General features: G+C 64.7%; 12 protein-coding genes. 7 read left to right on the plus strand and 5 right to left on the minus strand.

Going from position 1 to position 12,354, the window contains the following annotated elements:
- Positions 1-492: 492 nt before the first annotated feature.
- Together LJE61_RS10150 and LJE61_RS10155 are read right to left on the minus strand one after the other, a co-directional pair.
- A complete protein-coding gene (locus tag LJE61_RS10150; protein WP_296911943.1) occupies positions 493-861 on the minus strand; it encodes a high-potential iron-sulfur protein in 369 nt (122 codons plus the stop codon).
- Between the two features lie 150 nt (positions 862-1,011).
- Positions 1,012-1,476 (minus strand): C40 family peptidase, encoded by a 465-nt coding sequence (locus LJE61_RS10155; RefSeq protein WP_296918300.1) that lies wholly within the window; start codon positions 1,474-1,476, stop codon positions 1,012-1,014.
- 306 nt (positions 1,477-1,782) lie between these two features.
- On the opposite strand from LJE61_RS10155, the gene LJE61_RS10160 reads away from it, so the two are divergent.
- The 6 genes from LJE61_RS10160 to infA all read left to right on the plus strand — a co-directional run bounded on the left by LJE61_RS10160 (position 1,783) and on the right by infA (position 7,182).
- Positions 1,783-3,039 (plus strand): cation:proton antiporter, encoded by a 1,257-nt coding sequence (locus LJE61_RS10160; RefSeq protein WP_296911945.1) that lies wholly within the window; start codon positions 1,783-1,785, stop codon positions 3,037-3,039.
- Positions 3,040-3,104: 65 nt separating this feature from the next.
- Entirely contained in the window at positions 3,105-4,070 is a 966-nt protein-coding gene (trxB, locus tag LJE61_RS10165) for a thioredoxin-disulfide reductase (RefSeq protein WP_296911946.1), read from the plus strand.
- Between the two features lie 84 nt (positions 4,071-4,154).
- A complete protein-coding gene (locus LJE61_RS10170) occupies positions 4,155-5,336 on the plus strand; it encodes a GNAT family N-acetyltransferase (RefSeq protein ID WP_296911947.1) in 1,182 nt (393 codons plus the stop codon).
- 1 nt (position 5,337) lies between these two features.
- Positions 5,338-6,066, plus strand: coding sequence for a leucyl/phenylalanyl-tRNA--protein transferase (gene aat / locus LJE61_RS10175; protein WP_296911948.1), 729 nt, complete (start codon positions 5,338-5,340; stop codon positions 6,064-6,066).
- Entirely contained in the window at positions 6,066-6,842 is a 777-nt protein-coding gene (locus tag LJE61_RS10180; RefSeq protein WP_296911949.1) for an arginyltransferase, read from the plus strand. Before aat ends, LJE61_RS10180 begins: the two co-directional genes overlap by 1 nt.
- A gap of 121 nt (positions 6,843-6,963) precedes the next feature.
- Positions 6,964-7,182 (plus strand): translation initiation factor IF-1, encoded by a 219-nt coding sequence (infA, locus tag LJE61_RS10185; RefSeq protein ID WP_007193303.1) that lies wholly within the window; start codon positions 6,964-6,966, stop codon positions 7,180-7,182.
- Between the two features lie 150 nt (positions 7,183-7,332).
- Here infA and clpA read toward each other — a convergent pair whose 3' ends face one another.
- Both clpA and clpS read right to left on the minus strand, forming a co-directional pair.
- Entirely contained in the window at positions 7,333-9,594 is a 2,262-nt protein-coding gene (gene clpA, locus LJE61_RS10190; RefSeq protein WP_296911950.1) for an ATP-dependent Clp protease ATP-binding subunit ClpA, read from the minus strand.
- A 66-nt stretch (positions 9,595-9,660) separates the two neighbouring features.
- Positions 9,661-9,984: an ATP-dependent Clp protease adapter ClpS gene (gene clpS / locus LJE61_RS10195; protein WP_296911952.1), complete on the minus strand. Its 324-nt coding sequence runs from the start codon at positions 9,982-9,984 to the stop codon at positions 9,661-9,663.
- Positions 9,985-10,265: 281 nt separating this feature from the next.
- Between clpS and cspD the strand changes: the two genes are divergently transcribed.
- The gene (gene cspD, locus LJE61_RS10200) at positions 10,266-10,472 is read left to right on the plus strand and encodes a cold shock domain-containing protein CspD (protein ID WP_007193300.1); all 207 of its coding nucleotides are present in this window, start codon (positions 10,266-10,268) and stop codon (positions 10,470-10,472) included.
- A gap of 105 nt (positions 10,473-10,577) precedes the next feature.
- On the opposite strand, the gene icd is transcribed toward cspD, so the two are convergent.
- On the minus strand, positions 10,578-11,837 hold the full coding sequence (icd, locus tag LJE61_RS10205; protein WP_296918303.1) for an NADP-dependent isocitrate dehydrogenase: 1,260 nt from the start codon (positions 11,835-11,837) through the stop codon (positions 10,578-10,580).
- Between the last annotated feature and the right edge of the window lie 517 nt (positions 11,838-12,354).

A 12,354-nucleotide genomic window follows, 5' to 3' on the forward strand; every position in this document is an offset into this window, starting at 1 on the left:
GATATCCCTCCTGCTGGGCGCGTTTCACGAACGGGTCGCTCAGGTGACGGTCGAGCCATTGGCGGCTGGAAGGTGTCCTCCCCATGAGGCGAGCACTCCTACAAGGCGGTTTTGACGCGGCCCCAGCCGATGCTGCGTAGACCCCCTCGGCACCACCTGGAGGGAGGCGCACCGAAGGCCGGGACGGAGCCATCCAGGGAGGGCACAAGCCCGGAGCGGGACGACGTGGGTTGTCCAGGATGGGACATGAACAAGACCGTGATGCGCCAGCCAGCGAGCCCGGATCCGGGGTCAGTCCGCGATCTGCGGCCCATCGTACAACCCAGGAGATGATCCGAAGAAGGAAAGCGCCGTTTGAAACGACCGCCGTGCTCGAGCGGTGGCCGGGGGTCAGACGCGCCTGCATGCCCGCGGACCCCCTCGCGCCCCAATGACAAACGGGGCCTCAGGGGCCCCGTTGTTGCCTCGGTCAGGAGCGATTCAAGGAATCGATCAGCCGGCCTTCAGGGTCCAGGAGGCGCACCATCCGTTGACGTTGATCAGCTTGCCCGGGAAGAGGCTGCACCCGCTCCATTCGTCGGTGGCACCCGCGGCGTCGGCGAGGCGGAACTGGCAGTTGTGGCACGCCTGCTCTTCGGGCGGAAGCCCCGGGCGAGCAGCAGCAGCGCGATCGGCCTGGGTCGCGTCTGCATGGTACTTCAGCGCGACGGCGGTGGGGTCGTTCGCGGCGACCGCGTTCGCCGGCGCCTCGGCGCGTGCGGTGCTGAAGCCGGCCAGGTTGATCACCGGGATCGCCGCGGCGGTACCCAGCATGATCTTGACGGCGTCGCGACGGCTCGTGCGCATTGGCTTATCGGACATGATTGTCAACTCCTTACAGAAAACCGTTGTGGTGACATCGACGCCCCCGGCTCAGCCGGAAGCTGCCGCGCATTGTGCTACATCGGCCCGAAAAACGCGAGCGGCTGGCCGTTGGCGATCGGCACGGCTAGGAGCCTGTCGGACAGGCTCCTAGTCTAGATAGGTTCCGGCGCCGAGATAACGGGCCTGCCAATAGGGGGTCTGCAGTCGGTCCAGGCGGACCTCCCGGCGCGACGTCGAGGCATGCACGAATCGCTCGTCGTCGACCATGAGGCCGACATGATGTTGTCCGGGACCGGTCTTGAAGAACACGACGTCACCCGCGCGGGGGCGACGTCCCGCGACGGGTCTTGCCGCGCGGAGCTGCTCGGTCGAAACGCGCGGGATCCGGACCCCCGCAACGTGGTGGGCGTAGTAGGTGAGCCCGCTGCAGTCGAGCCCCTCCCCCGGATTCGTGCCCCCGTAGACGTAGGGCGTACCGACCTGCGACAGCCCTGCCAACACGACATCGGCGCGCGGCCCCTGCAGTCCGTCGCCGCGCTGTGTGGCGCAGCCCGGGAGCAACCCGGACGCCAGGGGTGCCCAGAGCGAGACCAGACGCAGCCAATGCCTCATAAATCACTCGCGTTTCGTTGCGCAATATTTTGTTATTACAACTTCTAGATCACCGACGGCGAGGTGTCAAGCGGGTTTGGTGTCCGCAGCGGGTGCGAGGGGTGTGAAGCGCGAAGGTGCGCGCAGACGCGACGCAGACGCGGCATAATCTGTCCGAGCCTCAGCCGGGGCCCGGCGGGCGAGTCCCCGCGGGGCGCGTCCCGCATCGTCCGTCAAGCGAGACCGGGCGCCCCGGAGACGCGCATCCGCCTGTGGCACGCTTGACGGCTCAATCACCAAACCGCCCCGACGCGACAGGCTCGGACCATGCGCCTATTCGACATCATCGCCGTCTTGACCGGGCTGTCCGCCGTCTTCAGCTGGCTGAACGACCGCTATCTCAAGCTGCCGAGCACCATCGGCCTAATGCTGATCGCGCTGGTCTTCTCGCTGGTGCTGATGCTCCCGTTTCCCTTCGCCCGGGAGTTGGAGCACGAGGTCGCACGCATGCTGGACAGCCTCGATCTCGGCGAGACCCTGCTTCATGGGATGCTCGGATTCCTCCTGTTCGCGGGGTCCCTACACGTCGACCTGCGCGAGCTGGCGAAGGAGAAATGGGCCATCGGCATCCTGGCCTCAGCCAGCGTCATGGGGGCCACCGTCTTGGTCGGCATTGGAAGCTATCTGGTGTTCCTGGCCCTCGGGATCGATATCCCCGTGCTCTACTGCCTGCTCTTCGGCGCCCTCGTCTCTCCCACCGATCCGGTCGCGGTGCTCGGCATCCTCAAGTCGGCGCACGCCCCAAAGGGGTTGGAGATCAAGATGACCGGGGAGTCCCTCTTCAACGACGGGGTGGCGGTCGTGGTCTTCGTGCTGCTGGCAAGCCTCGCATCCGGCAAGGCACCCCTGAGCCTCGGCGATACACTGATGCTCTTCTTCACCGAGATCGCCGGCGGACTCCTGTTCGGTTTGTCCCTCGGGTGGATCGCCCTGTTGATGATCCGCCGGACCGACAGCTATCAGGTCGAGGTCATGATGACCCTGGCACTGGCAATGAGCGGGTACGCGATTGCCGCGCACGCGCATGTCTCTGCACCGATCGCGATCGTGGTCGCCGGTCTCCTGATCGGCAGTTATGGGCGTGTCTCCGCGGTGACCCCGGAGACAGGCTACCGTTTGGACGATTTCTGGGAGCTGGTCGATGAGGTGCTCAACGCGATCCTGTTCGTGATCATCGGCTTGGAGGTCCTGGCGATCAGCATGACCGGCGATCTCGTCCTCGCGGGCCTGTTCGCGATACCCCTGGTGCTCGCCGCTCGCCTCGCCAGCGTCGGCCTGCCCGTCCACCTTATGCGTCGATTCCGCAGCTTCGAGCCCGGGGTGGTCTCCATCCTCACCTGGGGTGGCTTACGCGGGGGCATCTCGGTGGCCTTGGCCCTGTCACTGCCACGGGGAGAGGTGCGAGACGTGATCTTGACGGTCACCTATATCGTGGTTGTCTTCTCCGTGCTGGTGCAGGGCCTCACCCTCGGGCCCTTGGTTCGGGCCATGGCCGCCCGCTCCGGCGGGCACGCCTCGCCCTAGTCGTCTGACCAGGGCCTGGCGCTGGCTCGCACACGATCCATCGAACCCCTCTGGAGGATTTCCAAATGAGCGAAACCAGACACTGCAGGCTGCTGATCCTGGGATCCGGTCCCGCCGGCTACACGGCTGCCGTCTATGCGGCGCGCGCCAACCTCAGCCCGGTCCTGATCACCGGTCTGGAGCAAGGCGGCCAGTTGATGACCACGACGGATGTCGACAATTGGGCGGGCGATCCCGACGGCGTCCAGGGACCCGAGCTGATGGAGCGGATGCGCCGCCATGCCGAGCGTTTCGAGACCGAGATCATCTTCGACCACATCAACGTTGTCGGTCTGGGGACCCGCCCCTTCAGGCTGACAGGGGACTCGGCGGTCTACACCTGCGACGCTTTGATCATCGCCACGGGCGCCAGCGCCATGTATCTCGGCTTGCCCTCTGAGGAGGCTTTTCGCGGGCGTGGTGTCTCCGCCTGCGCGACATGCGACGGCTTTTTCTATCGTAACCAGAAGGTCGCCGTGATCGGCGGCGGGAACACCGCGGTGGAGGAGGCCCTCTACCTCTCCAACATCGCCTCCGAGGTGACCCTCGTCCACCGTCGCGACGCCCTGCGCGCCGAGAAGATCCTGCAGAAACACCTGTTCGAGAGGGCCGAGCAGGGCAACATCCGGATCGCCTGGAATCACACCCTCGACGAGGTCCTGGGCGATGCGACCGGCGTGACCGGCATCCGGATCAAAAGCACGCTCGACGCCTCCACGCAAGAGATCGATCTGCAGGGCGTGTTCATCGCCATCGGGCACAAGCCGAACACGCAGATCTTCGCGGGGCAGCTCGAGATGGCCGGCGGCTACATCAAGGTGCGCAGCGGCACCGAGGGAGATGCCACGGCCACCTCGATCCCGGGCGTGTTTGCGGCCGGCGACGTCATGGACCATGTCTATCGCCAGGCCATCACGTCAGCTGGGACCGGCTGCATGGCCGCGCTGGACGCCGAGAAGTATCTGGACGCGCTGGCGGCACAGGGGACTTAGCGGGCGCCGCGGACCACCGATGCCTTGGGCGGGCATTCGATGCCCTTATGTCGCAGTCATTGGCAGGGCGTTCGGTCGATACAGATGGACAGACTCACCACCCATTCCGCGATCGCGGAGATCCCAGCCGATCAGTGGAATCGGCTGGCCGGGAACGACAGCCCGTTCCTGCGCCATGAGTTCCTCGATGCGATGGAGCGTCACGGGTGCGTCGGCGAGTCAATGGGGTGGGTGCCCCAGCATTTGGCACTGCGTGACGCGCACGGGCGCCTGCTCGCGGCCGCGCCCTGCTATCTGAAATTCAACTCCTACGGGGAGTTCGTCTTCGACTGGAGCTGGGCCGAAGCCTACCGGCGTCAGGGGTTGCGCTACTACCCCAAGCTGGTCGTGGCCTCACCCTACACGCCGGCCACGGGTCCGCGGATCCTGACCGGTGAGTCACCGGCCGGCGAAGGCTATGCGCGGGCGCTCATCCAGGGCGCGATCCGGGTCGCCGAGGACGCGGGTGTGTCGTCGCTGCACTGGCTGTTTACAGCCGACGACCAGCAGACACTGCTCGAGGGTCAGGGGCTGATGCGACGCGTCGGCTGCCAGTTCCACTGGCACAACTGCGGCTACGCGTCGTTCGAGGATCTTCTCGGTGCCTTCACGGCCGAAAAACGCAAGAAGGTCAAACGCGAGCGCCGTCGGGTCGCGGAGGCCGGGGTGCGCATCCGCCGCGTACCCGGCGACCAGGTCACGGAGGCGGAATGGGCCACCTTCCACCGCCTCTACTGTGACACCTTCGACAAGCGCGGGGGGATCCCGACCTTCTCGCTTCCCTTCTTCCAGGCCATCGGCCAGACCATGGGTGAAAGCCTCTTGCTGGTGCTGGCCGAATATCGTCAGGACATCGTCGCCGCCGCCTTTGACCTGGTCGGCGCGCGCTCTCTGTATGGTCGCCACTGGGGCTGCTTTCAGGATTTTCACAGCCTCCATTTCGAGGCTTGTTATTACCAGGGTCTCGAGTATTGCATCGAGCAACACCTGACCCGCTTCGAGCCCGGGGCGCAGGGCGAGCACAAGGTGAGCCGCGGCTTTCTGCCGACCCCTACCTGGTCTGCCCATTGGATCGCCGATCCGGGCTTTCGCGATGCGGTCGCGCGGTTCGTGACGCTGGAAGCCGAGGGTATGGGCGCCTATCTGGCGGAGATGCAGACCCACAGCCCCTATCGTGAAGTCCCTCCGGGGCCTCTCACCTCGCCCTCCACGGGGACCCTCGGCTAGGATGATTGCCCGGCTCGCTCGCGAGGACAGGTCCGCCTTTCCCGATGTCCGGCATGCCTTGCGCCACCCCAACGGCCTGCTGGCGCTCGGCGGCGACCTGTCCCCCGAGCGACTCGAGAACGCCTACCGGCGCGGGATCTTCCCCTGGTTCGGCGCCGGCGACCCCATCCTCTGGTGGTCTCCGGACCCGCGCACCGTGCTGTTCCCGGATCGGCTCCGGATAGCCCGGAGCCTGGCCAAGCGGCTGCGCAAAGACCCGTTCCGGGTCACCATGGATCGAACCTTCGGTGGCGTGATAAGCGCCTGTGCGGCCCCGCGCGACGAGGAAGGCGGCACCTGGATCCTGCCGGAGATGGTCGTCGCCTACACGGCCCTGCATCGGCGCGGGCTCGCCCACTCGGTCGAGGTCTGGCAGGACGGCGAGCTGGTCGGCGGCCTGTACGGGGTTGCCATTGGGCGTGCCTTCTTCGGCGAATCCATGTTCAGCCGGGCCACCGACGCCTCGAAGGTTGCCCTGCTCCACCTCTGTCAACGACTGACCCAATGGGGGTATGGCCTGATCGACTGCCAGATGCGAACCGAGCACCTCATCCGTCTGGGCGCGATGGAGATCCCCCGTGCCGAGCTGATCCGCCGACTCGACCGACTCTGTCGGCAGCCGCCGCACGATACCGACTGGGACGACGGGCTCGAGCACCTGCCCCGCGTCGATGGGCACACCAAGACCTGATGAATGCCGGCAATGATCCGCTTGCGGGGCATCACCTCGCCCTGTACCTGACCGGCGAGCACGCCTGCTCCTACCTGCCGGGGCGCCGCGCCCGCACCCTGTTCGTCGATCCGACGGCCCGCATCGACGGGGCGACCTACCAAGCCCTTGTCGATCAAGGCTTCCGACGCAGTGGTGCGCATATCTACCGGCCCGCCTGCCGGGCTTGCGCCGCCTGTGTTCCTGTGCGCATCCCGGTCGCGGACTTCGCCCCGGACCGCTCGCAGAGACGCAACTGGCGCCGGAATGCACCCGACCTGGACCTGGTCGATGCAGCGGCAGCCTTCGATGCGAGCCATTTCGCCCTCTACCGGCGCTATCTCGCGGAGCGTCATCCCGAGGGCAGTATGGCCGAGGACGCCTCTGAAGAGAGCTACCGGCGTTTTCTGGTCGAACCCTGGGGCGGCGAGACGCGTTTCATCGAGCTGCGACTGTCCGGACGACTGGTCGGCGTGGCGATCACGGACCGACTGGACCGAGGGCTCTCGGCGGTCTACACGTTTTTCGACCCCTCAATCTCCGATCGCGCACCTGGCACCTTTGCGATCCTGATGCAGATCGAGGCGGCACGCCGAATGGGCGTGGCCTACCTCTATCTGGGCTATTGGCTCCGGGAATCGCCCAAGATGCGATACAAGGACCGGTTCCGCCCGATCGAAGCCTGGAACGGACACGACTGGATGCGCTTCGAGCGCGCTCGGGCGGTGAAGCTGGGTTGGAAGGACGCCGGGGACTGAGGACCGGCGCTTGGACGGCCCTGCTCGGAAAGATGCCGGTCTCGACCGACGTTCGTCTTGAAGCTATGGTACACTTCCGGCGCTTTGGGGCCGGAAGCTGTTCTCGCAGTACACAGAAACTATGTCAAAAGACGACGTCATCCAGATGGAAGGCACGGTGACAGAGACCCTGCCGAATACCGTCTTCAGGGTCGAGCTTGAAAACGGTCATACCGTCACCGCTCATATCTCCGGAAAGATGCGCAAACACTATATCCGGATCCTGACCGGGGATAAGGTCACGGTCGAGCTCACCCCCTATGACCTGACCAAGGGGCGTATTGTCTATCGCGCCAGATGACAGCGCCCCTGCCTCTTCGACCCTGCCTGGCGCAGCGGCAGCGGATGGTGCTGATCGCGGAGCCCGCGGGTCCAGCCGCCACGGCGGCGCCCCAACGCCCACCGGATCACGCTTTGCCCGGATCGGGGCGCGCCTCACACCTCCCGCCGATCAGAGGGCGCGCGGCTCGCCGTTGATATCGAACGCAAGACTGTCCGCACTCACGTAGATCCGCACGCTGCCTCCGGAGACGAGATCCCCAAACAGGAGCTCGTTCGCCAACGGCTTCTTGATGTGATTCTGGATCACGCGTGCCATCGGCCTGGCGCCCATCTTCGGGTCGTAGCCCTTCTCCGCCAGCCAGGCGCGGGCCTCGGGGTCGACCGTCAGGCGGACCTTCTTGTCCTCCAGCTGCTGCTCCAGCTCGAAGATAAACTTATCCACCACGCTGCGGATGGTCTCTTCGCTCAGCGACCCGAACTGCACGACCGCGTCCAGACGATTGCGGAATTCCGGCGTGAAATAGCGCTTCAGCGCCTCGATCCCGTCCGTCGAGTGGTCCTGCTCGGTGAAGCCGATGGAGCGACGTGCGGTGTCCTCGGCCCCCGCGTTGGTCGTCATCACCAGAACGACATTACGAAAATCCGCCTTGCGGCCGTTGTTGTCGGTGAGGGTGCCATGGTCCATGACCTGCAGGAGCAGATTGAAGACGTCTGGGTGGGCCTTCTCGATCTCGTCCAGCAACAGGACCGAGTGCGGGTGCTTATTCACCTCTTCGGTCAGGAGGCCGCCCTGATCGAAACCTACGTATCCCGGGGGCGCCCCGATCAGGCGCGAGACGGTATGCCGCTCCATGTACTCGGACATGTCAAAGCGCAGCAGCTCCATGCCCAGGATCCGCGCCAGCTGGCGCGTCACCTCGGTCTTGCCGACGCCGGTCGGTCCGGTGAACAGGAACGACCCGATCGGCTTCTCCTCCGTCCCCAGCCCCGAGCGATTCATTCGGATCGATGAGGTCAATGCATCGATCGCGGCATCCTGGCCGTACACCACCATCTTGAGATCCCGGTCGAGATTCTTGAGCGACTCGGTATCCGAGGCCGAGACCTTCTTCGACGGGATGCGAGCGATCTTGGCGACGATCGCCTCGACATCGCTCACATCGATCCGCTTCTTGCGCTTGGCCGGACTCTTGAGCTGCACATGCGCGCCCGCCTCGTCGATGACATCGATCGCCTTGTCCGGGAGGTGGCGGTCGTTGATGTAGCGGTTCGACAGCTCCGCCGCCGCGCGTAACGCCGGGCTGGTATAGGTGACCTGATGATGCTCTTCGAAGCGGGTCTTGAGGCCCTTGAGGATCTCGAAGGTCTCCTCGACGGACGGCTCCTCGACATCGATCTTCTGGAAGCGCCGGGCCAGCGCGCGATCCTTCTCGAAGATACCGCGATATTCCTGATAGGTCGTCGACCCGATGCATCGCAGATCGCCGGAGGCGAGGACAGGCTTGATCAGGTTGGAGGCATCCATGACACCGCCGGACGCGGAGCCGGCGCCGATGATGGTGTGGATCTCGTCGATGAAGAGGATGGCATGGCGCTGGCGCTTCAGCTGCGCGAGCACGGCCTTGAGGCGCTTTTCAAAATCCCCCCGATACTTGGTGCCGGCGACCAGCCCCCCGAGATCCAGAGCGTAGATCACAGCGTCGCTGAGGACATCCGGAACCGCACCATCGACGATCTTCTTGGCGAGACCTTCGGCGATCGCCGTCTTGCCGACACCCGCCTCGCCGACGAACAGGGGGTTGTTCTTGCGCCGCCTGCACAGGATCTGGATGGTCCGCTCGACCTCGCTGGCGCGCCCGATCAGCGGGTCGATGCGCCCTTGCCGCGCCATCTCGTTCAGGTTCGTCGCAAAGCTCTCCAGGGCACTGCCGCCCTCCTTCTCCTCGCCTCGAGGCTCGTCGACCTCACCCGGCACGTCGTCCTCCTGGCTCTCCCCGGGGACCTTGGAGATCCCGTGGGAGATGTAGTTGACGACGTCGAGCCGCGTCACGTCCTGTTGATTGAGAAGATAAACGGCCTGCGAATCCTGCTCGCTGAACAGTGCCACCAACACGTTTGCGCCGGTGACCTCTTTCTTTCCGGCGGACTGGACGTGGAAGACCGCCCGCTGCAGAACGCGCTGGAAGCCCAGCGTCGGCTGGGTGTCCCGGTCCTCGCTTTCGGGGATCAGGGGGGTGGTCTCGTCGATGAAGGCCGTGATCTCGCGACGCAGCCGCTCCGAGTCGGTGCCGCAGGCCCTGAGCACCTTGGCCGCCGTCGGGTTGTCGAGCAGCGACAGCAGCATGTGCTCGACCGTCATGTACTCATGGTGCTTCGCGCGCGCCTCCTTGAAGGCCCGGTTCAGCGAAAATTCGAGTTCTTTGCTCAGCATCGGCCTAGTCCAAGCGGGGGTTTACAAGACAGTGTCTGATGACGCAGCAACCGATGTTTCCAACCTCTATGCCTCCTCCATCGTACATAACAGCGGGTGCTGGTTGCTGCGGGCGTAATCATTCACCTGCGACACCTTGGTCTCCGCGATATCCTTGGTAAAGACGCCGCATACCCCCCGACCCCGCGTGTGGACGTGAAGCATGATTTGGGTCGCTTTCTCGCGGTTCATGCCGAAGAAGGTCTCCAGCACCTGGACAACGAACTCCATCGGGGTGTAATCATCGTTCAGCAACAGAACCTTGAACAGGGGCGGGCGACGCAGCTTGGGCTTCGCCTCTTGGACGGTCAGTCCGGATTCGCGGTCCTCGCCGGGAAGATCGTTACTCATGGCTCGGGATTCTAGACAAATTCTGACCGCCTGCGCCGACCGTTCGCCGGGTCAACCGTCGAAGCCGGCCCGGCCGTCCCCTACCCCGGGGAGCCCGGCCCAAGGTCGGTGCGCGGCGTACCTCGGTCGTGGACGGGGCCTGACGGCGACAGTTTGACCCCCGAAATCACCTCACTATACTACGCAGCTATGGTGCGGTTCCGCGGATTCAAGTGACCCCGCCAGACAACAAGAACGATGACCACCAACGCGAGACCTGCAACTCCTGGAGGAGCCCGTCAATGATTACCGGTGTTGTCAAGTGGTTCAATAACGCCAAGGGCTACGGGTTCGTGCAGCCCGATGGGCGGGACGAGGACGTCTTCGTCCATTTCTCGGCGATCGATATGGACGGCTACAAGACCCTGCGCGAGGGACAAAAGGTTCAGTTCGAGATCAGTCAGGGGCCAAAAGGCCTCCATGCGGCGAATGTGCACCGCGTGAGCTGAGTCAGCCGATCCGACGGCCTTGCCGACTCTGCGAGGCCGACGGGTCTGCGCGGAAGCCGCTTCCGCGCCCCTTTTTGTTTCCGGCTCGGCAGACCGCAATCCGGCTCAGTCCATCTGGGCGATCACAGCCTCGCCGAACCCCGTGCAGCTCACCTTGCTCGCCCCCTCCATGAGCCGTTCCAGATCGTAGGTCACGGTCTTGGCACCGATCGCCCCCTCGACACCCTTGACGATGAGGTTGGCCGCCTCGCCCCAGCCCATGTGTCGCAGCATCATTTCAGCCGAAAGGATCAGGGAGCTGGGATTGACCTGGTCCTTGCCGGCATACTTGGGGGCCGTCCCGTGCGTGGCCTCGAACATGGCCACGGAGTCGGACAGATTGGCTCCGGGGGCCATGCCGATCCCGCCGACCTGGGCCGCCAACGCGTCCGAGATGTAGTCGCCGTTGAGATTCAGGGTCGCGATCACGTCATAGTCCTTGGGGCGCAGCAGGATCTGCTGAAGGAAGGCATCGGCGATCACATCCTTGACCAAAATCTCGGCGCCTGTCTTCGGACTCTTGAAGCTGCACCAGGGGCCGCCGCCAATCTCCTCGGCCCCGAACTCCGCCATGGCGAGCTCATATCCCCACTGTTTGAAGGCACCCTCGGTATATTTCATGATGTTCCCCTTGTGCACAAGGGTGACCGAGGGGCGACCCTGATCGATGGCGTATTGAATGGCCTTGCGGACCAGGCGCTCCGTGCCTTCCCGGGAGACGGGCTTGATGCCGATCCCGGAGCTGTCGGGAAAGCGGATCTTGGTCACGCCCATCTCGCTGCGCAGAAAATCGATAACCTTCTTCGCCCCGGGTGAGCCCTGCTGCCACTCGATACCCGCATAGATGTCTTCCGAGTTCTCCCGAAAGATCACCATGTCGGTGTGCTGCGGCTCCTTGAGCGGGCTCGGCGTGCCGCTGAAATAGCGCACCGGGCGGAGGCACACGTAGAGGTCCAGCTCCTGGCGCAGGGTGACATTGAGCGAGCGGATGCCACCGCCGACCGGCGTGGTCAGCGGACCCTTGATCGAAACCACGAAGTCCTTGACCGCGGCGAGCGTTTCCTCCGGCAACCAGACGTCTTCACCATAGGTCCGGGTCGATTTCTCGCCGGCGTAGATCTCCATCCAGTGGATGCGGCGGGACCCGCCGTACGCCTTCGCGACCGCGGCGTCGACCACCGCACGCATCACGGGGGTGATGTCAATGCCGATACCGTCTCCCTCAATGTAGGGAATGATCGGATCGTCCGGAACGTCAAGGGACAGATCCCCCTTCACTCGAATCCTCTCGCCGCCCTCTGGGATCTTGATCTTCTCGTAGGCCATGCGCGGTGCTCTCTCGGGTCGCTCAAAAGTGCTCATGCTACCACTGCGTCCGCGGCTTGCGCAGACCTCGTCTGGCCGGCGCTCGGACGCACCGGGCCTGCCCACCATCCGGCAGGGCCGGTTGCGCGCACCTTCGCCCGGGAAGCGGTGGCAGAGTGGCCGGCGGGGTGCAGGGCGTGCGGTTGCCAAATGTCATGGAACACAAATTAAGCATCTACTAAAAAACTCCCAGAGCGGATCAGCCCATCTCGATCGCGAAGCGGCCGCATGCCCCGGTCGCGCGAATCAATGGAGCGATAGAACCGCCTTAGATACGCGCTGGAGCATTCCGGCGGACAGTCCGCCGGGACTCCGACGCCGAGCCCACTCCGACAACAGAGAGGTCTGCTGCCATGAAGTACCTGGCCGCATTACGAGAGCTGAATGCCGGCGAGATCATTTCCATTGCCGTGCTCATCGCCGCCGGCGTCGCCGTCGGCTACAGCGTCCTTGCCTGATGCCCACCGCTGCCGCCCGG

Origin of the sequence: Thiocapsa sp. (assembly GCF_022340925.1) — a bacterium.
Classification (GTDB): domain Bacteria; phylum Pseudomonadota; class Gammaproteobacteria; order Chromatiales; family Chromatiaceae; genus Thiocapsa.